Annotated in this window: 21 protein-coding genes and 1 riboswitch; of the genes, 20 read left to right on the top strand and 1 reads right to left on the bottom strand. The window is 34.5% G+C overall.

Annotated elements, in window-relative coordinates; all coding sequences use genetic code 11:
* The first annotated feature begins 72 nt into the window (after positions 1-72).
* The 18 genes from nrdG (at position 73) to HLK68_RS02045 (ending at position 20,778) form a co-directional block, all read left to right on the top strand.
* Entirely contained in the window at positions 73-576 is a 504-nt protein-coding gene (nrdG, locus tag HLK68_RS02130; protein WP_132942823.1) for an anaerobic ribonucleoside-triphosphate reductase activating protein, read from the top strand.
* Positions 577-588: 12 nt separating this feature from the next.
* Positions 589-1,074, top strand: a complete 486-nt coding sequence (locus HLK68_RS02125) for a dUTP diphosphatase (RefSeq protein WP_006785851.1) — start codon at positions 589-591, stop codon at positions 1,072-1,074.
* A gap of 419 nt (positions 1,075-1,493) precedes the next feature.
* Entirely contained in the window at positions 1,494-2,456 is a 963-nt protein-coding gene (locus HLK68_RS02120; RefSeq protein WP_132942824.1) for a hypothetical protein, read from the top strand.
* A riboswitch (TPP riboswitch) is annotated at positions 2,454-2,564 on the top strand. (Overlaps the previous gene by 3 nt.)
* A 67-nt stretch (positions 2,565-2,631) precedes the next feature.
* Positions 2,632-3,444 (top strand): hydroxyethylthiazole kinase, encoded by an 813-nt coding sequence (gene thiM, locus HLK68_RS02115; protein ID WP_006785853.1) that lies wholly within the window; start codon positions 2,632-2,634, stop codon positions 3,442-3,444.
* Complete coding sequence (gene thiE / locus HLK68_RS02110) at positions 3,431-4,060, top strand: thiamine phosphate synthase (protein WP_132942825.1); 630 nt, start codon at positions 3,431-3,433, stop codon at positions 4,058-4,060. The genes thiM and thiE overlap by 14 nt, the downstream gene beginning before the upstream one ends.
* Positions 4,057-4,830: a bifunctional hydroxymethylpyrimidine kinase/phosphomethylpyrimidine kinase gene (gene thiD, locus HLK68_RS02105; RefSeq protein ID WP_132942826.1), complete on the top strand. Its 774-nt coding sequence runs from the start codon at positions 4,057-4,059 to the stop codon at positions 4,828-4,830. Before thiE ends, thiD begins: the two co-directional genes overlap by 4 nt.
* 597 nt (positions 4,831-5,427) lie before the next feature.
* Complete coding sequence (locus HLK68_RS02100; RefSeq protein ID WP_132942827.1) at positions 5,428-6,420, top strand: helix-turn-helix domain-containing protein; 993 nt, start codon at positions 5,428-5,430, stop codon at positions 6,418-6,420.
* A gap of 152 nt (positions 6,421-6,572) precedes the next feature.
* Positions 6,573-7,073 carry a YbhB/YbcL family Raf kinase inhibitor-like protein gene (locus tag HLK68_RS02095; protein WP_006785857.1) on the top strand — a complete coding sequence of 167 codons (501 nt, stop codon included), beginning with the start codon at positions 6,573-6,575 and terminating at the stop codon, positions 7,071-7,073.
* A gap of 22 nt (positions 7,074-7,095) precedes the next feature.
* Positions 7,096-8,034 carry an AEC family transporter gene (locus HLK68_RS02090; RefSeq protein WP_132942828.1) on the top strand — a complete coding sequence of 313 codons (939 nt, stop codon included), beginning with the start codon at positions 7,096-7,098 and terminating at the stop codon, positions 8,032-8,034.
* Between the two features lie 82 nt (positions 8,035-8,116).
* Positions 8,117-8,578 carry a hypothetical protein gene (locus HLK68_RS02085; RefSeq protein ID WP_006785859.1) on the top strand — a complete coding sequence of 154 codons (462 nt, stop codon included), beginning with the start codon at positions 8,117-8,119 and terminating at the stop codon, positions 8,576-8,578.
* An 87-nt stretch (positions 8,579-8,665) separates the two neighbouring features.
* Complete coding sequence (locus HLK68_RS02080) at positions 8,666-10,021, top strand: LysM peptidoglycan-binding domain-containing protein (protein ID WP_132942829.1); 1,356 nt, start codon at positions 8,666-8,668, stop codon at positions 10,019-10,021.
* Positions 10,022-10,289: 268 nt separating this feature from the next.
* Positions 10,290-12,179, top strand: coding sequence for a GGDEF domain-containing protein (locus HLK68_RS02075; protein ID WP_132942830.1), 1,890 nt, complete (start codon positions 10,290-10,292; stop codon positions 12,177-12,179).
* Between the two features lie 72 nt (positions 12,180-12,251).
* Positions 12,252-12,956 (top strand): LytR/AlgR family response regulator transcription factor, encoded by a 705-nt coding sequence (locus HLK68_RS02070; protein WP_132942831.1) that lies wholly within the window; start codon positions 12,252-12,254, stop codon positions 12,954-12,956.
* Positions 12,957-13,012: 56 nt separating this feature from the next.
* Positions 13,013-14,680, top strand: coding sequence for a sensor histidine kinase (locus tag HLK68_RS02065; protein WP_132942832.1), 1,668 nt, complete (start codon positions 13,013-13,015; stop codon positions 14,678-14,680).
* A gap of 359 nt (positions 14,681-15,039) precedes the next feature.
* On the top strand, positions 15,040-16,992 hold the full coding sequence (locus HLK68_RS02060) for a tetratricopeptide repeat-containing diguanylate cyclase (RefSeq protein WP_132942833.1): 1,953 nt from the start codon (positions 15,040-15,042) through the stop codon (positions 16,990-16,992).
* 211 nt (positions 16,993-17,203) lie between these two features.
* The gene (locus HLK68_RS02055; RefSeq protein ID WP_132942834.1) at positions 17,204-18,238 is read left to right on the top strand and encodes an oxidoreductase; all 1,035 of its coding nucleotides are present in this window, start codon (positions 17,204-17,206) and stop codon (positions 18,236-18,238) included.
* A 123-nt stretch (positions 18,239-18,361) separates the two neighbouring features.
* Positions 18,362-20,314 carry a GGDEF domain-containing protein gene (locus tag HLK68_RS02050; protein ID WP_132942835.1) on the top strand — a complete coding sequence of 651 codons (1,953 nt, stop codon included), beginning with the start codon at positions 18,362-18,364 and terminating at the stop codon, positions 20,312-20,314.
* A 149-nt stretch (positions 20,315-20,463) separates the two neighbouring features.
* Complete coding sequence (locus HLK68_RS02045; RefSeq protein WP_132942836.1) at positions 20,464-20,778, top strand: diguanylate cyclase domain-containing protein; 315 nt, start codon at positions 20,464-20,466, stop codon at positions 20,776-20,778.
* Positions 20,779-21,119: 341 nt separating this feature from the next.
* Here HLK68_RS02045 and HLK68_RS02040 read toward each other — a convergent pair whose 3' ends face one another.
* Positions 21,120-21,299, bottom strand: coding sequence for a hypothetical protein (locus HLK68_RS02040; protein WP_039930849.1), 180 nt, complete (start codon positions 21,297-21,299; stop codon positions 21,120-21,122).
* Positions 21,300-21,417: 118 nt separating this feature from the next.
* Here HLK68_RS02040 and HLK68_RS02035 point away from each other — a divergent pair, with 118 nt between their 5' ends.
* Positions 21,418-21,999: a DedA family protein gene (locus HLK68_RS02035; protein WP_155062366.1), complete on the top strand. Its 582-nt coding sequence runs from the start codon at positions 21,418-21,420 to the stop codon at positions 21,997-21,999.
* A gap of 178 nt (positions 22,000-22,177) precedes the next feature.
* Complete coding sequence (locus tag HLK68_RS02030; RefSeq protein WP_132942837.1) at positions 22,178-24,772, top strand: cation-translocating P-type ATPase; 2,595 nt, start codon at positions 22,178-22,180, stop codon at positions 24,770-24,772.
* The last annotated feature ends 256 nt before the right edge of the window (positions 24,773-25,028 follow it).

Genomic DNA, 25,028 nt, shown 5'->3' with positions numbered 1-25,028 from the left:
ATAATTATTAGTATAATGAATATTGTGATACACTAATAACAGATTAAATTTTGTTGAAAAGTGGTGAATTGAATGAACTATGCACAGATTCGAAAGTTTGATACAGCTAACGGTGTAGGGATTCGTTCGAGTTTATTTGTATCAGGGTGTACTCATGGTTGTCCGGGATGTTTTAATAGAGATTATCAACATTTTAAGTATGGTCATGCTTGGACGAAAGAAGTTGAGGATGATTTTATTAAGCATTTAAAAAATCCAAATGTAGCGGGTGTGACGATTTTAGGCGGAGAGCCGATGGATCAGGTGCGCGATAATGATTTGTTGCATTTAATTCAACGTATAAAATCTGAAACAAATCAAAATATTTGGATTTATTCAGGATATACATTTGAGGAAATTATGGCACATCCTAAAACAAAGGCAATCCTTATGTATTGCGATGTTTTAGTCGATGGTCCATTTATTCAAGAGTTGAAAAATTTAAAACTTAGGTTCCGTGGTAGTAGCAACCAACGCATTATTAATGTTGCACAGTCATTGGAAAAGGGGCAAGTGTGCTTGCTAGAAGATTTTTAGGAGTGAATTTACATGTTAAAAATTAATTTTGCGAAGGTAAAACCATCCGCAATCATTCCATCAAAACGCCTAGAAGACGGTGCGTTTGATGTGTATGCGTGCTTTGAAGAAGATTTTATCACGTTTGAACCGCATGAAACGAAGTTAGTCCCAACAGGATTAGCATCAGCATTCTCAACAGATTATGTGGCAATTTTAAAAGAACGCGGCTCAACAGGAACAAAAGGAATCGGACAGCGCTGCGGAGTGGTAGATTCTGGATACCGTGGAGAATGGTTCGTTCCGATGACGAATCATAATAATAAACGTCTAGTGATCGCAAAGGAAAGTGTCGCACAAAACTTTGAAGATTGCATCGTTTATCCATATGAAAAAGCAATTGCACAGTGTATGATGGTTGAAGTTCCGAAAATGGCGATTGAAGAAATCAGCTACGAAGACTTATTAAAAATCGAATCAGAACGCGGAACAGGAGCACTCGGATCATCAGGTAAATAAAAGGCTGAGAGTGACGGGTAATCTTGCGTAAAAGTCGTAGCTAATGCTCAAAACTCGGTTTATGAGTTTAGTAGCATTAGGAGACTTTATAGAAAGATTGTCGCTCGAAGCTGGATTAAATAAAAAGCTGAGAGTGACGGGTAATCTTGCGTAAAAGTCGTAGCTAATGCTCAAAACTCGGTTTATGAGTTTAGTAGCATTAGGAGACTTTATAGAAAGATTGTCGCTCGAAGCTGGATTAAATAAAAGGCTGAGAGTGACGCTAAACCAAGGCATAACCCTAAAGGATAACTAATATTATCAACATTAAAATAAAACCATGTCGCTCGACATGGTTTTTGTTTTGAATAATTTTTGTCGGATAGATTGTTTTTACAATAATTTTTGTTCGTTATATAATGTGAGAAAAGAGGTGGATTATGGTTCTAAATATAAGTAGCTCAACGATTTTAGTTATGTTTGTAGCATTTTTGATGCCAGTGCTTTTGGCATATAAATCATATTTTTATGGCCGCGGAAGCTATGCATTTTTAAATAAATCGAATATTGAATGTATTCAAGGCGTCTGTCTGATTTTAATTTTGTTTCACCAAGTGATTGAACGAGTGAGCCATCCTGATTTAATACTTCAGTTTCTTCAAACCCTAGGAACTGGCGCTTTAGCTGTTTATTTGTTTTTGGTGGGGGTAGAATTTAGGAATTTTTCAATTCAAGCAAATCGATTGATTAAAAAGAGAATATTTCAAAGGGCAATACGCTTGTTTTTGATGTTTGTATCAGGTAACGTTTTAATGGGATTGGTTCAGGTTTATCTTGGTGAGGAAGTTTCGTTGTTTAAAATCTTACAGCATACGATAATGGGACAGTTTTTAGATGGAAGTCAGGCGTCTTTGATTGTGACGTTGTTTGTGTTTTATTTATTAATGGGATTCACACAAAATATAAAAATTTTGAGTCTATTTGGTTTGTTAGCTGGGTGGCCAGGGATCTTTGTTATGGTTGGGATGTGGGTTGCACGTTATCAAAAAGTTGTATTTATGATATTAAGAAAGCATTTATTAAATCTGAGTTTAATTTGTGGGATTTTATTGTTGCTTTCTATTAGTTGGAACTTTTTATTACCGATTGCTAGTGTACTAGGCATTATGGTCGTGTTGATGAAGGTTCAATTCAAATCAAAGGTATTTAAGTTAGTGAAGCAACTTTCACTTCCTTTATATGTGTTGCAACTCCCTCTTTTATATCTTGTATTTTATTCGTCGGAGCCAAAGGATAGTATGTTCGTTTTAGTCACCATTGGACTGAACCTGATGCTCATTTTGATTTTTAGAGTTATGTTGTTGACGGAGTTTAAGTCGTATGATAAAGTTAAGTATAATTAAATATGGAAAGGGAGCTGGCCCAAGCCGGCTGAGAGGATGCGAAATGGAGCGTCGACCTATAACCTGATTTGGATAATGCCAACGTAGGGAATGTACTGGAATTTTAACGTATATCGTTTTGATGTAAGGGATGGGCCTATGGTCCATCCCTTTTTTGATGATGGGGGGAATTTTAATGTTAAAAAAAATCGTAAAGAATGTTCAAAACCAAACACCACTTGTACACAATATCACGAATTATGTGACCGTTAATGACTGTGCCAATATTATTTTAGCTTGTGGTGGATCTCCAATCATGGCAGATGAAATGACTGAAGTTGAAGAGATTACGACGATCTGTCAAAGTCTTGTCATTAATATTGGAACTTTAAATTCGCGTACAATTGAGGCAATGATTACGGCTGGTAAAAAAGCAAATCAATTAAATCATCCGGTTATTTTAGATCCAGTTGGGGCTGGAGCATCGACACTTCGGACTGAAACAGTCGAACGATTGATTAAAGAGGTGAAGTTCTCAGTTATTCGTGGGAATATTTCTGAGATTAAGACGTTAGCGGCTGGAACAGGTCAGACACTTGGGGTAGATGCTAGTGCAGCCGATTTAGTCACTGATAAAAACATAGATTCAGTAATCGAAATGGCGAGAACATTAAGTGAAAAAACAGGTGCTGTGATTGCCATCAGTGGTGTTATTGATTTAGTAGTAGATATAAACCAAGTTTTTATGATTCGAAATGGGCATCCGTTAATGTCTAAAATTACAGGGGCAGGCTGTATGTTAACTGCGGTGATTGGAGCATATTGTGGAGCTAATCCAAATCAGGTAATAGAGGCAACAGTTACTGCAATTTGTGCAATGGGATTATGTGGAGAAATCGCAGCAACCAAATGTGAAGGAACTTCAAGTTTTAAAATGCATTTAATTGATGCAATGAGCACATTAAATGAAACCATTCTTGAAGGAGGAATGAAGATTGAAACTAAATAAGCAAGATTTAAGTCTATATTTAGTGACTGACCGACATTGGACTAAAGATCAATCATTAGTTGAACAAGTTGAAGCAGGACTTAAAGGTGGTGTGACCATGGTTCAATTAAGAGAAAAGAATTTAAGCGATGAAGAGTTTTTATTAAAAGCTTTAGAGTTAAAGGAATTGACTACAACGTATAAAGTTCCTTTTATGATTAACGATAACGTTTGGGTGGCGATTCAGTCTGATGCAGATGGAATCCATATTGGCCAAGATGATTTACCTGCGGATGAAGTTAGAAAGTTAGTAGGTGAAGAAAAAATACTTGGAGTATCAGTTCAAACTGTTGAACAAGCTCAAATTGCCAAAAGACAAGGTGCGGATTACTTAGGTGTTGGTGCTGTATTTTCTACTGACACCAAAAAGGATGCGAAACATGTTCCCCTACAGGTATTAAAAGAAATTTGCGAGGCTGTGAATCTTCCAGTCGTTGCGATTGGGGGAATTGATGAAGATAATGTGGACGAGTTAACTGGTAGCGGAATTTGTGGAGTCGCAGTCGTATCAGCTATTTTAGCGTCAGATGATATAACGCAAGCTGCAAAAAACTTAAAAAGGGATTGGGTATTATGAAAAAAGTGTTAAGTATTGCGGGATCAGATTGTAGTGGAGGTGCTGGAATTCAAGCGGATTTAAAGACGTTTTGCGCACACGGTGTTTATGGAATGAGTGCGATTACGGCATTAACAGCGCAAAATACATTAGGAGTTACAATGGTTGAAGAAGTGAGCCCTGAGATGGTACGTGCTCAATTGGATGCTATTTTTACGGATATTGTACCGGATAGTGTAAAGATTGGAATGGTTTCATCTTCAGTTATTATTGAAGCAATTGTCGAAAAGTTAATGGAGTATCCAGCTGTTTCTATTGTTCTTGATCCTGTGATGGTTTCTACGAGTGGAAGTCGCTTATTAAATGAAGAAGCAATGAGCGTCTTAATTAAAAAATTGATGCCACTGGCTACAATGATTACGCCAAATTTACAAGAAGCTGAGTGTTTATGTGGATTTAACATTCAGTCAAAAGAAGAAATGGTTTTAGCCGCTAAAAAGATTGCATCCTTTTATAAAGGACATATCTTAATTAAAGGTGGTCATTTGGATGATTGTGCAGATGATTTATTGTACGTTGATGGAGAAGTGACATGGTTTTTAGGAGAGCAGATTGAAAATCCTAATACACATGGAACGGGATGTACACTTTCTTCTGCGATTACGAGTAATTTAGCATTAGGCTATGATGTTCAAACGAGTGTAAAAAATGCGAAGTTGTATATTACTAAAGCGTTAAAGGCTAATCTTGATTTAGGGCATGGTCGTGGACCTTTAAATCATCTTGTTTAAAAAATAACGTCATTTTATTAAGTTAATCTATAATTTTGACATATTCCGTTTAATTTATCCGTATAATGAAATGATGAGGGGTTGATTCGGATGGATAGTGGATTATCACGAAGGCTTTTGATTGGTTTAATTAGTGCATATAGTTTATTTTATTTGATTCTAAATATAGGGTCTCATTTCTTTTAAAAAGGCAAATCACATCGATTTGTCTTTTATTTTTATCTACAATAAAAACAGTCAAAAAGACACATTAAATCAAAACTCATAACTAACTAACATATTTTATCTAACTATGACAATTTCTCTTTTTCATCCACTGTTTTTCAACATCACACCAACAAAATATCTCAAAATATTTCCTAGGAAAAGGGGTGCAGCCCCCATGCTAAGAAGAACAATCGAAGATTGTTATATTAGCCATCTTCATTTGATGGGGTGGGCTTAGTGGGATCATCCACTTTTAAAGCCTGACACTTTATTAAATGCACAAAGGAGAGAGGCAACAGATTATTGCGTGACTGCAGCGCATAAAAAGTAGCATACTGATGTAGAATTTAGTAAGATATCATCAGATAGAGACAAAGAGGAGATGGAGAAATGGAGCATCATCAGTTAGGAACTCAGATTGCAACATTAAGAAAACGTAGGGGAATGTCTCAAGAAGAGTTGGCAAACCAACTATGTGTGACGAGGCAGGCCATTTCAAATTGGGAGCGAGGTATGACGCAGCCTGATCTTGAGATGTTGATGAAGTTAGCGGCTATCTTTGAAACAGATTTAGATGGATTAATGGGCATAAAGTCAGATATTAAAGAAGAACCCGTTGAGTTAAATTTAAAGCCTATGAAGTGGATGTACTTAACACAGCTGTTTTCTTTGATTGGTTATTTCGTCTTTGTTGTACTTAGTCCAAGGTATGAAGTTTCTGGTATTCTCATCATCTTGTTAACTTTTTTAATGATGGCAACTAGCATTTATTTTGTGTTTACACATGGCATTAAAACAGGTGATTATACCTTAGTGGCCGGATACGATAAACGAGTTCATTATCATGATTCAAGTTTAAAAAAAATGGCGTATATCACTGAGTTTTATTGTCTCTTTACGACGCTTAGTTACAGTTTGATTTATATCATCCTAAGTTTGATGCAGTTAGAGATTTCTTGGCTTTTTATGTTGTTAATCGTTGTCTTTATGATTCAATTTATCGGTGGAATTTTATTGATTAATGTTAAATATCGTCAAGAGATATTCGTAGAGCCATCTGAACAAGAAGAAGCACGAGTTGGGATGTGGATTGTCCTTGTATTTGTCAGTTCGATTATGATTATGGTGATTGCAACAATCGTGACTCAATTAGCTTTCAATATTAGTAACAATACAGTAGAAGCAGGTCAATTAGTTTTGTTTATTTTACCGTATATCTTTTTAAATATGGTAGGCCTATTTTTAGAACAAAATCGTGTGAAAAAGGCAGTCAAAGAACAGCGTGCATATCGCCCGGATCGGATGACATATTTAATTATTTTAGCCTGTCTTATTTTGTTAGTGGGCATGATTTATACGGGGTATCAAACAACTTTAAGATAAAAAAGGACGAGCGTTATGTTCGTCCTTTAGTTTAATCGCATAAAAAGTGGGTGTTCAGATAAAAATAGAGAGAATCCTAATACAATGATTGGGAATCTCCCTATTTTTTTGATGTGGAAAACGTTATAATGTATTTAAAAGGAGATGATTAAATGAAAGTGACAAGTACAGGTATTATTGATGGAATCATTGCCGATGAGTATGGAGCAAAAGGGACTCAATTTAATGAGAATGAGATGCCTTTATATTCGTTACCGTTAAAAATTGAAGATGCACCACAAGGTACGAAGTCTTTTGCCATTGTGATGGAAGATAAAGACGCAGTTCCAGTTTGTGGTTTTTCATGGATTCATTGGTTAGTCGCTAACTTAACGCGCGATGAGTTATTAGCAGGTGAATCTCAAACAGCTACTGATTTTATTCAAGGTGTCAATAGTTGGATTAGCATTCAAGGAGATAATCAAAGTATTGAAGCCTCTAGTTACTATGGAGGAATGGCTCCACCCAATGCCCCTCATCTTTATGAGACACATGTTTATGCATTAGATACATTACTTGATTTGAAACCAGGATTTTATATGAACGAGCTTTATCGTGCGATGGACGGTCATATTTTAGATTGCTTCACATTAAAAGGAGAGTACTCAAACTAAAGGGAGTTTGTAGGGGAGACGTATGGAGAATTTAATTTTATCATTAAACGTAGTGCTACCACTGTTTTTAATGATTGTACTAGGATATGTATTAAAGGTTTTAAAGATTTGGGACACACATACGATTAATGGAATGAATACGGTAGTTTTCAAAGTATTTTTACCATTGTTATTATTTATTAATGTGTATCAAACAGACATCGCAGGAGTTTTTAATTTAAAACTCATGTTGTTTGCGATTTTCAGTGTGATACTTATTTTCTTAATCACTTGGGGCATTATTTGTTTAATTGAGAAAGAAAATCCTAAGCGTGGTGTTTTGATTCAGGCTATTTTTCGAAGTAATTTTGTGATTTTTGGGATTCCAATTGCTACCTCTTTATGTGGGGCTGAATCGACAGGAGCAGCTGCTTTATTAGTTGCAGTTATTGTGCCGTTATTTAATATTTTAGCGGTCATCACCCTCGAAACATTTCGTGGAAGTCGCATCCATGTGAGGAAAATTCTAAGAGGAATTGTCACGAATCCATTAATTATCGGGTCGCTACTCGGTCTGTTATTTTTGGCTATAGGCATTAAGTTAACATCGGCTATTGAGAAAACAATTAGCGATTTATCAAAGGTGACAACGCCATTGGCACTCGTTATTTTAGGAGCATCATTTACGTTTTCGAGCGTTCGAGGCAATTTAAGAAACTTGTGCATTGGATTACTTGGAAAATTGGTGTTAGCACCTGTTATCTTTTTACCCCTGGCGATTATGTTTGATCTTAAAGGGACGAGTTTAGCAATCTTACTTGCGATTTTTGGATCTCCTCCGGCGGTTTCGTCGTTTAGTATGGCGAAGCAAATGGATGGCGATGCAGATTTGGCAGGACAACTTGTTGTGTTTGGCTCGATGTTTTCGGTCCTCACGATGTTTATTTGGATTTTTATTTTGAAAGAGGGACAGTTTATTTAAGAGCTTTTGTCGATTCGTTCATATTTGATTACTTATCGTTCATAGGTTAGTAATACCTTGAATGAAGTAGGAGGAATGAAATATGAATATTAGAATGGCAACGCTTGAAGATGTAGAAACTTTACATAATCTGCATTTTGCCTTAAATCGTCATCGTCACAGTTTACAACCAACGAATTATCAAGGAAAAAGTATGGATGAGGAATGGATTGAGGAAAATATTAAAACTCGTTATCGAGATTATATTTTATTAGAGGTTGATAACGAGATTAAGGGAATGGCTTTAGTTGAAATTAAGGAGACGTATTCGGTTCCCGGAAGCGTGAAGTATAAGTATTTGGATTTGATGTCCTTTTATATTGTGCCTGAGCTTGATTTAAATTATTATGGTCACGAGTTGTTTACGGCAGTGCGCGCTTGGGGAAAAAAATATTTCTTATCATATATTCAATTACATGAGTTAATAAATGATGTGAAGATGGTTAATTTCTTGGCAAGAGAACAGTTAGCGGTCACTCAACAAACATTTAAATGCGTTATTTAAGATAGCGGTTCTGCGTAAGCAGGACCGTTTTTTTGTTGTTGTCATAAGTTATAGTATCTATTTAATCATTGAAAGGAGTGTTTTTAGTTGAAAAAGTGGATGGTATCTATTGTGGTGATGGTGAGTGTTATCTTAGGCTCTGATATAAAGGCATTAGCTTTGTCTCCGTCTAGTGATTTGAAATATAATGGAATTGATGTGAGTGAGTGGCAAGGTGATATTGATTTTGAGGCAGTTAAGGAATCTGGGGTTGAGGTGGTGTATATTCGAAGTAGTGAGGGTTTTGATTATGTGGATCAGCAGTTTGAGGCAAATGCCAAGAAGGCGAATGAAGCAGGGTTAAAAGTTGGTTTTTATCATTATGTGACAGCGATGAGTGTGGAGGAAGCAAAGAATCAGGCGTCTTTTTTTGTGTCACTTGTTGAAGATTATTCATATGATTGCCGGTTAGCGATGGATTTTGAGTCGTTTGGATTGTTGAATAATGAGGAGATTAATGAGGTTGGATTAGCGTTTATTCAAGAGGTTGAAGCTTTGAGTGGGAAAGAGGTCGTCGTATATAGTGATAGTTATAATGCGATTAACATTTGGAATGATGAGATAGCCAGCTATCCACTATGGGTAGCAGATTACGGGGGATCTGAGCCACAGGATAATGGAAAATGGTCCAACTGGGTTGGTTTTCAATATAGTGATGCAGGAGAAGTTAATGGGATTGAAACGAATTCAGTTGATTTAGATTATTTTACGGATGGTATTTTCTTATCTTCAGTTGAGGTTTCAAAACCTGAGATTCCGTCTCAACCACAGACGACGGTTGATTATGTGGTGAAAGCAGGGGATACGTTGTGGGCGATTGCGAATAAATACGGTACGACGGTTTCTGAATTGGTAAAGTTGAATGATATTAGTAATCCTAATGTGATTTATGTCGGAGAAGTATTACAAATGCCAGGTGAATCGAGTGGAGTTGAAGCGACTGAATATACAGTGAAAGCAGGGGATACGTTGTGGGGGATTGCGAATAAATACGGTACGACGGTTTCTGAATTAGTGAAATTGAATGATATTAGTAATCCTAATGTGATTTATGTCGGGGAAGTATTACAAATTTCAGGTGAATCGAGTGGAGTTGAAGCGACTGAATATACAGTGAAAGCAGGGGATACGTTGTGGGCGATTGCGGCTAAATATGGTACAACGGTTTCTGAATTAGTGAAATTGAATGATATTAGTAATCCTAATGTGATTTATGTCGGGGAAGTATTACAAATGCCAGGTGAATTGAGTGGAGTTGAAGCGACTGAATATACAGTGAAAGCAGGGGATACGTTGTGGGCGATTGCGACTAAATATGGTACAACGGTTTCCGAATTAGTGAAGTTGAATGGGATCACTAATCCTAATATGATATATGTTGGGAAAGCGTTATATCTTAATTGAAATAATACATTCTTTTTTGTCGGTTTTTATGACATTATTACGTGAATTGTTGTTTTGTTTTTTTTTATGGTGATATGATGGTGGGGAATATAATTTATTGTAGCAGAGTAGGGAGTTACATTTTAGGTGTTTATTTTGATAAACTATCTTTTAAATCATAACTTACAATTTTAAAAGACCTATTTATTTAGTGCTAACTTTTTAGAAGCTAAGAGACGTAGACAACAGGGGATGGTTGTCTAAAATTTATATATTGAGGTGGATCATTTTGCAGAGGATTTTATTCGTCCTTCTCCTTTTGGGAACACTCGTTGGAATCGGTATTCATCATAAGGAAACAACAGAATCGTTAGAGTTAAGTGAGTTTATTGAGAATTTAGATCATCAGCTCATGAGTCTAACCCCAGATGTGTTAGTAAGCTATGAGAAAGAGGTCATTGAGAGGCTCGATGACAGTAAAAATCGGAATGAATTAAAAAAAGCTTATTCTTATCTAGCATATGTGAACTTTTATCAAGGAGAGTATGAAGAATCAAATAATTACTTTGTAAAGGAATTATCTATTGGAAAAAATCAACCTGAAGAAGTAGAAGCAATCGTATTGATGGGGATTTCTAAAAATTATTTATATCTTGAGAATAATCCTAAATCAGATGAGTATTTTGAATACGCTAAATCTTTTGCTATTGAGAGTGAGAATGATCAGTTGTTATCGCTGATTTATCAGATGCGAGCTAAAGATTACATTAATCTACTTGTGAATACTGATCAAGCAGTCCAATTATTACAAGAGTCTATAGAACTTAGTTCAGATGTTTATCAAAATATTATGAGTTGCTTAATCTTAAAGAATCTTTATTTAGGAACTTTACAGATAGATTTATCGAATCAGTATGCCCTAAAAGCTATCACACTGGCTCAAACTTATGGCTATGAAGACTTACTAAGTTGTGGCATTAGTAGTTTAGTTATTAATGAGTATGTCAATGAATCTTATACGAATGTGATTTCGATCTATGAAGATTTAATTGTGGCAAGGCAAGAGGAAATTCCTTTTTATATGTTCGGGCCGTATATTTATAGTATTGCTAACGAGCACGGGATTGAGAAAGCCTTAGAGTTGATTGAAGATGAAAGAGTTAACTCAGTATTAGAAGAGAGTGAGTATGAAGAGGGTTACAAGTCACTCATTAGAGCCAAGTTATATATTGAGGATGGACAAAAGGAAAAAGCATTAGAACAATTATTGGCAGCCGAATTTGAGGCGGAGGGGAACTATGAAATTCAGTCTCTAAATGTTTTTAAAAATAAGCTCTATGGTGACATTAAGTTCGAGGGGCAAGAACTGCTTGATTTTTATACAGATTTTTATGAAGAGGTAATGAAAGGGGATATTGATTCGGTATTAAGAATTTTATTGTTAAAGGATATCATTCAAAAAAATCTTGAGTTAGAAAATTATGAACAAGCTTTTTACTTTGCAAGTCAAATCCCTACCCCATTAAAATCAGAAAGTTTGATTCAAATTAATTTGATTGAAGAAAATCTTAAAAATACGATGAGTGATAAAGTTGACGATAAGAATCCATCCTTAATAATAGGCAGATGGATTCTTGTTGGGGGATTACTCGCAACGATTTTGTTTGTTTGTTATAATAAAAAACGAAAAAGTTTACGTTCTAAAAAACAAGACTTACCTGATAAAGAGATGGAAGCTTTAACGTTACAACAGTTATATGATCAATGCTCGGAGAAATATCCAAATGGAAGTGTTTTTGTTGTTGATTTAGATAATTTTAAAAAGTTCAATGAGACATATGGATATATTGCTGGAGATCAGGTGATTGAGCAAGTATTTGAGTTAATTAAGAGTGAGTTTAAAGAAGGATTGTTGACGAGACATAATGGACAACAGTTTATTATTGTGACACAAGATGATAAAATGAGAGCAGCACAGCGTGCACAACAATTGATTGATAAAACATATGCTTTAAATATTGAACATGTGACGAATTTAAGAGATTTACGTATGACGTTAAGTGTGGGAATTGTTTGTGGTAATTTAGATTCATCGATTAATTTAGATAAATATCTAAAAAAAGCACAGGATTTAGTCTTAATCTCAAAAGAAAAAGGAAAAAATAGGTTGACGATTTAAACTTGGATTAGGTATAGTTTGCTTGTTAAAATGTTAACTTAGGAGAGTTTGCGGATTAATGGTGGTGAAATAATGTATAAAATTGCAATTTGTGAAGATTCGCGAATTCAAGCAGTTGAGTTAATTGACAGTTTAAAGGCTTATGGAAGTGAGTGTAGAATTAAGTTTGAGATTGATTATTTTGAATGTGGTGAAGATTTTTTAGAAAAAAATTATTTTGAATATGATGTCATCTTTCTAGATGTTGAGATGCCTAGGATTAATGGGATAGAAGTGGCCAAAGAAATTAGAAAAACGTGTCCTAAAAGTAAAATCATTTTTGTTACAGCTTATGAACATTATTGGCCAGAAGGATATAAGGTCATGGCATCAAGATTTTTAATCAAACCGTTAAAGCAGGATGAATTAACTGAAGCGTTGACTTCCTTAATTGAAGAATTAAATACTGCAAAAAAATATATTTCTGCTCGTAGTGAAAGGGCATTAGAGAAAGTATTAATTGAGGATATCACATATTTAGAAATATCAGGTCGAAAAGTTTTAATTCATACACCTGAAGCAATCTATACAAGTAGCTATAATTTAAATAGTTGGTATCATCGTTTAGCGATTCATCATTTTGAATATACCCATTCAAGTTATTTAGTAAATTTAAAATATGTAAAATTAGTTGCTCGGGATAAAGTGACATTGACAACAGGTGAAGAAGTTTATATGTCATTAAGGAAATATAAAGGTTTTAAAACGAGTTTTGTTCGTTATATTAGTCAACTTTAATAAAAACGCCCCTTGAGAGCAATGGGCGTTTTTTTTATTTAGAAAGGATGATAAGAATGCAAAAAAACAACTCGGAAAAGCGAATTTACCTTAATGCTATTCTTATTATTGGGATCGTCGTTTTTGGTTTAATATGGATTTATATTAGGATTATGCAGGTGGCTTATCAAAACAATATTAATTGTTTAACGCAATCTTTAATTGAAGTGGAACAAAGTAAATTGAAAAATGATGTTAATGAGTTGATGATTAGAGTGAATATTGATTTTGATTATCTGATTGAAGATTATAATAAATCGTTAAATGTTGTCGATTCAATCCTCCATGAATATATCATTGAAAAATCTGAACAAGACAAGGATATTATGGAGATGTTTATTTTTTTAACTTCTGTCTACAAAGATTTACAAATTAGGGTCTACGATCAACACCATCAAACCGTGGTAGCTGAATTTAAACAAAATAATATGATACTTGCACAGGATATCCTGTATAGTGATTTATTCTTTGATCTTGCACTATGGAGGCAGCATATGGTGGGAGAGGATCGGTATATTGTAATTATTGGGATTTCAGATTCCGATTTAAAGACAATGTATAAAGGAATGTTAAAAGACGCGTTCGACGAAAATCCTAATTTAACATCGATTTACACCTTAATCGAAATTGTTGATTATAAAGGTGGAGATAAATTTGCTAAAGTCATTCAAGGGATAAGTGTCTCACCAAGTTGTGCAAGACAAGGATGCTATATTAATACAACCTATCAAGATGATAGGGGACGTTATGTTTTAGAAGAAATGCTAGGGGGGCTAAAGGATAATGGAACTTATTTTGGTTATGTTCAAAACAATGACAATCAGGATATGTTATATGCTGAGTTGTATGCTCCGTATGATTTAGTTGTGTTAACTAGTACCCCCATGAAAGATTTTTATCGGCAAACAATGTCTGAATTTAAGGCTTTTGAACAAAATTTTGAAACCCAGATTCATGTTGCAATAGGAATTGCGTGTGCTTCATTTATCATCGCTATATTAGGTGGGATTGCAACATTTAAGTACATGAAATCAAAGGAAATTGAGAACGAACGTGAACAAAATCGGATGATTATCGAGCACAACAAGGTACTATTAAGAAAGAATGATCAAATTAATCAGCTAGCTCATGATATTAAAAATCATCTTATTTGTATAAAAGGTTTTATTAATCAACAGACACCGGAAGAGGCAAGTCATTATATTGATAGTGTTTATGAAGATTTGAATCAGTTGTCGTCGATTGTGATTACGGGAAATCGATTGGTAGATATTATTTTGAATGATAAGATTTCTCAGATGAAGAAAATAGGCATTACCTTTACGAAACGGATTGAACACGTGTCACTAGATTTTGTGGATTTTAAAGAGATGACGATTATTTTGACGAATATGCTTGATAATGCGATTGAGAGTTGTGAGAAAAGTGAACAAAAGGAAATTCAATTTACGATGTCGTCTTTTAATCAGACGTATGTCATCATCAAAGTGGTGAATAGTTGCGATGTGGCCCCTATTATTTCGAAGGGGAAATTGAAAAGTACAAAGATTCAAAAGGGTCAGCATGGTTATGGAGTTGAAAATATTAAACGTGCTGTGGCTAAGTATAATGGAAGTACATATTTTGATTATGATGAGTGTCGACATCAATTTGTATTTTCAATTACATTAGAAAAGCCACAATAATGGATAAAATCGGCTTAATGTAATCATTTACCCGATTTTTTTAAAAAAGTATCCATATTGATGTTAAAATGGAATAAATTAGGAACACATATTGATGTATTTTGTTAGAAATGTTAAGATAATAAAAGATGTTTTTTGTATAATTTTGTAATAAATATAACAGGCAATATGGAATTAAATCATTTGAAATCTGATTTATTAGGGGAGGAAAGCAATGAGACTTAAGTTCATGTCAATTTTTAACTCCATGTGCATCTTTTTATAGATCAGTATCATTAGAATTTAAAATGTCCCCATCCTAGCGAAGCTAGGTGTGATGTGCTCATGGGATTGTTGACATTTGAGAAGGGGGTGTTTGATTGAAGATAAAATATTTAAAGGGATCAATTAAAATAATGACTGCACTTTTATGCTTATGTTTTGTCTTTATGCTGATAGAATGGAACCGTTCAACAGTTACAAAGGAAGTCGTTAATCAAATTGATCATTTTTCTATTTATTCATGGGAAGAAAATCAAGTCGAGGAATACAAGTCTCAGATTTTAGCTGAATTATCACAGATGACAAGGCGATCAGATCTTCAAAAAGGATTTTATGCACTTGGCTTTTTAGAGGCTTTAGATGGGAATTTTGAAGAATCAACTCATTATTATTTAAAAGCCTTAAGTATTGGGGAAGATTCAAGTTCAACTATTTGTATTAATTTATACAAAGAGTTGGCTTATAATGCCCTAGCTTTAAACGATGAAGAAAGTGCTAATTATTATTTTGAATTAGCAGAAAAAAATGTTTCAAAATTTTATATGATAAAACTTAAATCAAGTCTTTATCGACGTTTTTCTCAAGGAATCGTTGAGTTTTCTAGTAATCCTCAGTCTAGTATCCCACTACTAGAATTTGTGATAGATAAAAATGTGAATGAGTATGATTATTTAGAAGCTCATCGCTTATTAACTAATGTTTATCTGCTTAGTGGATATTATGAAAAGAGTATCATGTACTTACTGGATGCATATAAGGTGAGTGTATGGAATGATTATAAAATTATTCAAGAGGAAGTTTCAATTAAGCTAGGACAAGCTTATTTTTTAAATGGGGATTATGAACAAGCTATTTCAATTTTAGAAAGTCTTTTTCCAAGAAACAAAAAAGACGATTTTATCTCATATATTCCTCAGCTTGTAGAATCTTATCGAGTGGTTCAGGGATACGATAAAGCAATTGAATTTTTGAATGATTATGTGAGTCAATTATCTGTTGAATCATCAGAATGGTTAGACTTTTGGTATACATGGATTCGTGCTAGTTTAGCAATTAATGAAGGAAAAGTTGCAGAAGCAAATGACCTTATTCAACACTTGGATAAAGTTTATACAAGTAACGAGGAGTTGCAAGAGACAACATTGTATCTTTGGAAAGAGAAAGTTGAATTAGATTATTTAGTGCAAACTGGAATAAGAAATCAAGAAATTGCAGATAGATATGACCAATTATATAAAGAAATTGTTGATTCAGAAATTTATGTCACAGCTAAGATCAATTTATTGGAGCAGGTGGTTAAACAGAGTATTGAGATTAATAATTATGAATTAGGATATCAATATCTAAATGAAAGATTATGCAATTTTAAAAGTACTGATATTAAAAATGATTCCTTTAATATTAGTGAATTTTATGAGATGATATTAGATCAGATTAAACAAAATCAGATCATGATGAAATTAATCGTGAGTATAATAGGTACCCTATTGGTTGGGGGTGTAGGAGTTCTTATTTGTATTATTTTCAAGAAGCAATCTCGAATTAAAGCTTTATCGAATGAGATTAAAGCGAAGCAAGATGTGGATACATTAACGAACACCTTAACGAAAGAAGCGTTGTATGACTGTCTTGAAGTTCATATGGGTCAAGATGATTTATTGAATTTTATGGTGATTAATATTGATGATTTTAAACGTTATAATGAGGTATATGGTTATCTAACTGGAGATAGGGTGCTTCAAAAGCTAGCTCAGTTAATTAAGACAACTTTCCCGGAGGCTTATGTGGCAAGACATGCAGGGCATCATTTTATTGTCGTTTCACCTAATGATCGTTCAGCTTGTTTATTGAAATTGGAGTATTTATTAGAAAAGATGTATGATGAAAATATAGAGAATACATCTAATCTAGTCGATGGACGTGTGACGATTAGTGCAGGATTATCGACTGGTAAAGTATTAACCAAATTACAGGTTGATCAACATATTAATGATGCGACTTATAAATTAGAGTTATCTAAAAAACGTGGATCAAATAAGGTGACAGTCTAAAAAAGAATGGGGGGGCCTATCCTAGCGAAGCTAGGTTTCCTCTTGAAGAAAGGGATCATCCATTTCACAGATCATATTAAAGCTATGTAGTAAAAAGGCTCATAGCTTTTCTTTATTTTTAACCATGGGATATTATTTGAAGGGTTGTTTGTGTGTTTAAAATAGACTACAGTAGTAATTAGAGATGTGAGAATTAACGGGAGGGATTTCGATGAGTCCATTTAAAGCATTGGAGTTAAAAAACTTATCATTAATCAATCGTTTTGTGCGCTCCGCCACACACGATTATGCTCAAGAATGTAATGGATTGATGAGTGATAAACAGTTAGAAATATATGAGGAATTAGCGAAAAACCAGGTGGGTTTAATTATGACGGGACATCTTTATGTTTCGAAAGAAGGACGTGCGAGTGAGGATCAAAATGCCATTGATTGTGATGCTGTTATTCCAAGGTTAAAAGAAGTCGTCGACGCTGTTCACCAGTATGATAGTAAGTTTATTGCACAACTTGCGCATGCAGGAGCAAAAGCAAGGGTAGCACAACCAGTTGGACCTTCAGAATTATGGCTACGGGGAGATACGCCTTCTTTGGCATTAACGCATGAAGGGTTGAAAAGCATTCGCCACGCTTTTATTGATGCCGCAAAACGCGCAAAAGAAGCGGGATTTGATGGCGTACAGGTTCATATGGCTCACGGTTATCTATTAAGTGAATTCATTACGCCCCAACATAATTTAAGACAGGATGAGTATGGTGGGAGCGTGGAAAATAGATTCAGGTTCCCACGCGAAATCATATTAGGAATCAAACAAGCTTGCGGAGAAAATTATCCAATATTTATAAAAATCAATAGTAATGTTGAACTAAATGACGAAGCGTATGAATCAGATTTACTTTATATGCTCAATGAACTTGAAACTCTAGGAGTGGAAGCAGTCGAACTAAGCGGATGCGACTTTGGCAAGAAAAAATATACCGATCACAATTACTATTTAGAACGTGCCTCAAGACTAGCAGAATTAACAACTGTTCCATTAATCTTAGTGGGAGGAATTCGAACCTTATCTGATATTGAGCACGTTTTGCAAAATGGAATCGACATGATTTCATTTTGCCGTCCTTTTATTTGTGAACCAAATCTGGTTAGACAATTAAAAGCAGGCCACAAATCAAAGTGTGTCTCATGTAATCGTTGTTATGGTCTTTATTATCGTGAAGGTAGACGCTGTATTCGAATGAAATAAAAAAATCCTGATAAAAATTTATCAGGATTTTTGTGTATAATTGTTGAAAATATTGTTATATTGTAGGAAAATATGATACCTTTGTGATAGAAGTGAATTGGATTGGGTTTGAATAGGGGAGAGATGGTTTTGAAGTCAAAATCTTTCAAGGCAATATTAATTTTTTTTATTATCGTGACTGTCATATGTATAGGTTTAGCTGTTGATTATTTAACATTACCTCCTATGACGAAAGATTTTTTGAATAAAATAGGGACAATTCAGGAAGATGATTTAAAAAATAATCTTAAATTTTATAAGGATAAAATTCAACAAGAAGTTGAAGGAACCGAACACCGTGACGCGCTAAAACACAGCTATTTTTCTTTAGGTTATATTGAATCATTAAATGAAGATTATAATCAATCAAATGATTATTATTATCGAGCATTAAGTATAGATAGCATGCATTGTGATACCTTATGTGGAATGGTCTATCGAGAGTTAAGCTTTAATGCGATTCATCAAGGGAAAATCGAAAAAGGATTTGAGTATTATAATTTGGCGCTTCAAGCTTTTAAAGACGATGAAGCGGAAGTGATGAGTTTGAATTATCGATTCTCACAGGCCTTAGATGTTACAAAAGATTACAAAGCACAAATTATAAAAATATTGGAGTCTAATAAAACTAAAAAACAAGAACCATTTCAAGAAATTCAAAATTTAAGGTTATTAGCTAAAATTTATTTGTTCTCTGGCCAATATAGTAAAAGCATTAACTATCTGTTAGATGCTTTTGAAGTATCTGTTTGGAACGATTATAAAAATCTCCAGCGAGCGATTACAATTGAATTAGGAAACGCCTATTTTTTAAATAAAAATTATGAAGAAGCAGTTGAAACGCTATATCCCTGTTTGCTAACATGGGGAGATCTTGATTTAATCACTTATTTTGAGCAGCTAGCTAAATCTTTACGAGTGGTTTATGGATATGATCATGCCATTGAATTTTTGAATCAACACATCGAGAGTGTTAAAAATTCGATGACGGATCACGAAATTTGGTTACAGTTTTGGGTAGAATTATTACAAGCAGAATTGTCAGTTTTTGAAAATAAACCAGAGATTGCAAAGATTTATCTTAATCGAGCACGAGTTATTTACGAAAAAAATGAGACAAGTCTCCATGCGATGTTAAACTATTGGATACAAAAAATAGACTTAGATATTTTGGTCTTAAAAGGTGAAAAAAGTGATCAAATCATTGAGCAGTATATTGACTTGTATAAAAAAATTGCATCTTCTGACATATATTTCATTAGTAAAATTAGTTTGTTAGATGAAATTGTCAATCAAAGTTTAAAGCTTAATCATTATTCATTGGCTTATGATGCGATGAAGAGTCGTGCTCAGATTGTTGATAATGAATTACTTGATGATGACCTTATTGATTTAAATGAGATTTATCTTAAAACGAAAGAAGAGAGACAAAATCGAAATGTAAGCAAAAGGATTGTTTTATTCTTTATGATATCAATCACAACAATGGGCATAGGGTCGATTGTGTATTTAATATCCAATCATAAAAAGAGAATACTAGATTTAGTGACGGAAGTCGAAGCTCAAAAAGATTTTGATTCTTTGACCCATACTTTAACGAAGTCTGCTCTATATAACAGATTAGAAAAATATTTCGGGCAAGAATTGACGTTTACCGTTGTTCAGTATGATGATTTAAAGCGATATAATGAAGTTTACGGATACTTAAATGGCGATCATATTATTAGAATATTGTCGAATCAAATTAAAAACACCTTTACTCAAGAGTATATTGCCCGTCATTCGGGGCATTTCTTTATTATTGTTTCCACTGACTCTAAAGAAAATTGTGTTCTTAAAGTAAAAAAACTTTTACAGATGATATATGACTTGAATATTATCAATACACTTGTTTTAGAGCATAGGCGAATGACGGTTAGTGCAGGATTAAGTAGCGGCATCATTCACTCTAAGCAGGATATCGATCACTATATTAAAGTAGCGTCACACCATTTAGAAGTTTCAAGACAAAGAGGATGTAATACCTTTACTGTATAAAAGTATGGATAAATCAACTACAAAAATCTTTTTTTATGATGAATTATCAATATAAGTGCGACACTTGCTCATGAAATAATTCGGATGAAGTTTTCCAACCTAAACATTTTCGTGATCGATGATTAATCAGGTAGACCGCCTTAAAAACTTTGGTAAATTGTATTAAAGAGATTTTTGAAAATGAATATATTTCACGTCATTTGGGCAATCAATTTATTATTGTGTCGTATCATTCAAAGGAGGCATTTGTTCCTAATTTAATGCATTTAATGCAAACAATCTACGATTTAAATATTGAAAATTCAACCGATTTAAAAGATAGACGTTTGACGATTAGTGCAGGGATTAGCAGCGGCATCCTAGATTCAGAAGAGGCAATCGATCAACAAATTAAGTTGGCAACGAACAACTTAGAAAAATCAAGACAGCGTGGTAATAATAAGTTTACAACCTCTTCAATTTAAATAATAGATGAAAACCTGTAGCTATAGCTATGCATCCTATTAATCGTGTCGCCGATCGTGCACAAAAAAGATGAGGGTTTAAATTTCTACTTCAATCACTGACAGAAATATATGGGAAAAATTCAAAATGGGGGTTCACAAAATAATAAATTGATGTTATATTAGTTATAAATAAGGGAGTAGTTCACACCAAATGTTGATTTTGGTGAGACATGGTCAACAATCGCGAGGAGGTCCCTTGTATTTGATTTATGTTAACAATCAAGTACTTGGGCAATACTAAATGATAGTAGGGTAGTTCCTCTGGTCATGTCGTGAAGGACGTAGCTTAATTCATCTTTTTATGATTTTGCTAACGACTTCATTAAACGAGACTTATTAGAAGTAATCGGACTTTTAATAAGGCTCATACTATTTTTTGCTTGATTTGTATCGTCAATCAAATTTAAACGAGCTTTATTAAAAGGAGTTAAGCTTTTAATGAGGCTCGTTTTTTTGTTGCCAAAAATACGAGTTCTCATGTTATCCATCTCACAGCAAACATCGAAATAAACTGGTAATAAAGAATTCTCATCCTCAATATGATTAAGAGAAACGGTTATACATTTAAGAAGGGTGAGTGAACCAAGAGTGGATTTAATGATTGAATTTATGACGCAGTACGGACTCGTCGCCATGTTTTTATTTATAATTTTAGAATATGCGTGTCTCCCACTTCCAAGTGAAGTGATTCTACCACTGTCAGGAGCCATGGTTTTAGCAAGTGGAGATTCAATTATGCTTGCGATTTTAATCAGTATTATGGCTGGTTTAATAGGCTCAATGATTTGTTATAGTATCGGATATACAGGTGGAAACGCAGTGATCGATCGAATGATGAAAAAGTATCCGAGTACACGAAAAGGAATTGAATCAACACGTCAGTTTTATGCAAAGTATGCAACTTATTCAGTAGGACTTGGACGTGTCATTCCGTTATTTAGAACCTATATTTCCTTTATCGCAGGAATCACGAAACAACGTGTCAGTACCTTTTTACTTGCTTCAACATTAGGAATTGCGGTATGGAATACGTTACTGATGGGGCTTGGTTATTGGTTAGCAGATGAATGGAAAAACGTCATGGGATATTATGATTCAGGTAAATGGATTCTTTTATTACTTGGCTGTGCCGTCATCGGTCTTTTAATTTTAAAAAAGAGCCGCCAAAAAGAAGCATAGAACTTATCGGTTCAGTCAAACAGTTGGATGATTATTTTATTGTTGCGATGATCTTGAAAAGAGATGGATAAAAAGTTTAACCTTTAAAACCTTGCACGGGTGAGGGCTTCTTCACCATTAGTGGGATGGTTTGTCCTTTTAAAATTCAGTGTATGTTAGGATACGAGGAGGAATTAAAGTGGAGAAAAAGGTTTATGAGCAAGGGATTGAAGAAGTATGTTCTCGCTATCGAACATCTCATTTAGGTTTAAGTGAGGAAGAAGCGATTAAACGTCTTGAGCAATATGGGCCAAATCAATTGCTTGAGGAAAAAGAAGAATCTGTCTTCATGGTATTTATTTCGCAATTTAAGGACCTTTTAGTTCTAATCTTAATTGCGGCAGCTGTTATTTCAATGCTTTCGGGTCATTTAGAAAGTGCCATCGTTATTTTAGTTGTCATTTCATTAAATGCGATTTTAGGAACCGTGCAAACAGTTAAGGCACGTCAATCTTTAAAAAGCTTAAAAGCTTTATCGACACCGCAGGCAAAAGTCATTCGTGGTGGAATCAAGCAAGAAATTCCATCGACTGAATTAACGATTGGGGATATTTTATTACTTGAAGCGGGAGATGTTGTCAGTGCTGATGCACGCTTAATTGAAGCTTACAGTTTACAAGTTAATGAAAGCTCCCTAACCGGTGAATCGGTGAGTGTTGATAAAAGTACAGCGATGATTGAGAAACAAGATTGTCCTCTTGGAGATCAAATTAATATGGTTTTCTCGAGCGGTCTTGTGACTTATGGTCGTGGAACTGCGATTGTCACAAACGTTGGGATGGAGACCGAGATTGGTAAAATTGCCACGATGATGAATGAAACAGAGGCGCGTAAAACACCGCTTCAACGTAACTTAGATAACTTCAGTAAAAAGTTATCATTCGTCATTATTGGAATCTGTATCTTTGTTTATATTTTAAACGATTTACAAGGAGCAACGACGCTTGATGCCATGATGTTTGCTGTAGCTTTAGCGGTTGCCGCAATACCAGAAGCATTAGCATCCATTGTAACGATTGTTTTAGCGATTGGGACACAAAAAATGGCGAAAGAAAATGCCATCATTAAAAATTTAAATAGTGTGGAAAGTTTAGGGTCAGTGTCTGTGATTTGTTCAGATAAAACAGGAACGTTAACCCAAAATAAAATGATTGCACAGCAAGTTTATGTCAACCATCATTTAGTCGATGCAGATGGGTTAAATCCACATCAAGAAGCGGATCACTTATTAATTTTAGCGTGCGGTCTTTGTAATGATTCCACGACAACAGCTGATCAGCGAATTGGAGATCCAACAGAACTTGCTTTAGTTGATTTACTTGAAAAATATCAAATGGATGAATTAGATTTACGTCAAGAATATACGAGATTATCAGAACTACCATTTGATTCTGATCGTAAAATGATGAGTACACTTCAAGTAGTGGGTGGCGAGTATACGATGTTTGTTAAAGGGGCAACCGATGAATTAATCAAACGTTGTACCTCTGTTTTAACACCAGATGGAATTTTTGATTTCACACCAGAACAAATTGAGAAAATTGAACAAACGAATCAGCAGTTTGCAGAGCAAGGACTTCGAGTACTTGGATTTGCGATGAAAACACATGATGATTCGGCTCTAACACTTGAGGATGAGTACGATTTAACCTTCCTTGGATTGATTTCATTAATGGACCCTCCTCGTGTTGAAAGTGCAGAGGCGGTAGCGGACTGTTTACAGGCTGGAATTAAGCCAATTATGATTACAGGGGATCATAAAGTAACCGCAAAAAGTATTGCTAAGCAAATTGGAATTTATCAAGAGGGGGATCTTGTTTTAGATGGAAACGAACTCGATGCGATGTCTGATGCCGAGTTACATGAAAAGTTAGAACAGATTTCAGTGTATGCGCGTGTTGCTCCGGCTCATAAAATTCGTATTGTACAAGCTTGGCAAGAACTTGGACATTTAGTCGCGATGACAGGGGATGGTGTGAATGATGCGCCAGCACTTAAAGCGGCTGATATCGGAATTGCGATGGGAATTACCGGAACAGAAGTTTCAAAAGATGCCGCTTCTATGATTTTAACGGATGATAATTTTGCAACGATTGTGAAGGCGATTATGACGGGTAGAAATGTCTATGCCAATATTAAAAATACAATCAAGTATTTATTATCAGGGAATTTCTCGGGAATTTTATGCGTCTTATTTGCAACGTTATTTGCTTTACCGGTACCCTTTTACTCAGTGCATTTATTATTTATTAACTTAGTGACAGATAGTTTACCAGCTATCGCGATTGGAATGGAGAAATCGACGCGTAATTTATTACAGGACAAACCACGTCATCAAAAAGAATCGATTTTGGATAAAGACACCATGATTCAAATCGGATGGCAAGGGGCTTTAATTGCGGTGTTTACGATGATTGCTTACTTCATTGGACTTCAGGAAAGTCATGGATTGGCAGCAACACTTGCATTTGCAACGCTTTGCTTAGCGCGTTTATTCCACGGATTTAACTGTCGTGGACGTGAGTCAATCTTCAAACTTGGATTGTTTACTAACAAGTATAGTATCGGGGCATTCGTTATTGGATTTGGGCTATTAAATTTAATCTTATTAAATTCAGCTTTAAATTCATTATTTATGGTCACTGACATTACGTTATCTCAACTTGGAATCATCTACATCCTTGGATTTATGCCAACGTTAATGATTCAAATTGTGAGATTATTTAAACGATAAAAACATCATGCAGGAATGTATTACATATAATATTAGTAGCGTGACAGGCGGGGATAAGGTTTCGTTACATTTAAAAGGTGATTCTTTCTAGGAATCACCTTTTTGTTCCTTATTATCATAGTATTTTGAAAAAAATGTAGCGAATCAGGTATCTTTTAACTGAAAAATCCATATAATGTATTAGATGCGTGAAAGGTATGGTTTCACCAATAAAACAAATTCCTGAGCAGAATTTAATAAAAAAACAGCTATTTGG

The sequence above is a fragment of the Turicibacter sanguinis genome, from assembly GCF_013046825.1.
Lineage (GTDB): Bacteria > Bacillota_I > Bacilli_A > MOL361 > Turicibacteraceae > Turicibacter > Turicibacter sanguinis.
This window is presented reverse-complemented; position numbering and strand designations above follow the sequence as displayed.

Coding starts and splice junctions, on each gene's coding strand:
- HLK68_RS02035 (WP_155062366.1), top strand. CDS start 21,418: ATGATTGAATTTATGACGCAGTACGGACTCGTCGCCATGTTTTTATTT.
- HLK68_RS02070 (WP_132942831.1), top strand. CDS start 12,252: ATGTATAAAATTGCAATTTGTGAAGATTCGCGAATTCAAGCAGTTGAG.
- HLK68_RS02100 (WP_132942827.1), top strand. CDS start 5,428: ATGGAGCATCATCAGTTAGGAACTCAGATTGCAACATTAAGAAAACGT.
- HLK68_RS02125 (WP_006785851.1), top strand. CDS start 589: ATGTTAAAAATTAATTTTGCGAAGGTAAAACCATCCGCAATCATTCCA.
- thiD (WP_132942826.1), top strand. CDS start 4,057: ATGAAAAAAGTGTTAAGTATTGCGGGATCAGATTGTAGTGGAGGTGCT.
- HLK68_RS02095 (WP_006785857.1), top strand. CDS start 6,573: ATGAAAGTGACAAGTACAGGTATTATTGATGGAATCATTGCCGATGAG.
- HLK68_RS02065 (WP_132942832.1), top strand. CDS start 13,013: ATGCAAAAAAACAACTCGGAAAAGCGAATTTACCTTAATGCTATTCTT.
- HLK68_RS02050 (WP_132942835.1), top strand. CDS start 18,362: ATGGTTTTGAAGTCAAAATCTTTCAAGGCAATATTAATTTTTTTTATT.
- nrdG (WP_132942823.1), top strand. CDS start 73: ATGAACTATGCACAGATTCGAAAGTTTGATACAGCTAACGGTGTAGGG.
- thiM (WP_006785853.1), top strand. CDS start 2,632: ATGTTAAAAAAAATCGTAAAGAATGTTCAAAACCAAACACCACTTGTA.
- HLK68_RS02055 (WP_132942834.1), top strand. CDS start 17,204: ATGAGTCCATTTAAAGCATTGGAGTTAAAAAACTTATCATTAATCAAT.
- HLK68_RS02040 (WP_039930849.1), bottom strand. CDS start 21,299: ATGAGAACTCGTATTTTTGGCAACAAAAAAACGAGCCTCATTAAAAGC.
- HLK68_RS02120 (WP_132942824.1), top strand. CDS start 1,494: ATGGTTCTAAATATAAGTAGCTCAACGATTTTAGTTATGTTTGTAGCA.
- HLK68_RS02085 (WP_006785859.1), top strand. CDS start 8,117: ATGAATATTAGAATGGCAACGCTTGAAGATGTAGAAACTTTACATAAT.
- HLK68_RS02090 (WP_132942828.1), top strand. CDS start 7,096: ATGGAGAATTTAATTTTATCATTAAACGTAGTGCTACCACTGTTTTTA.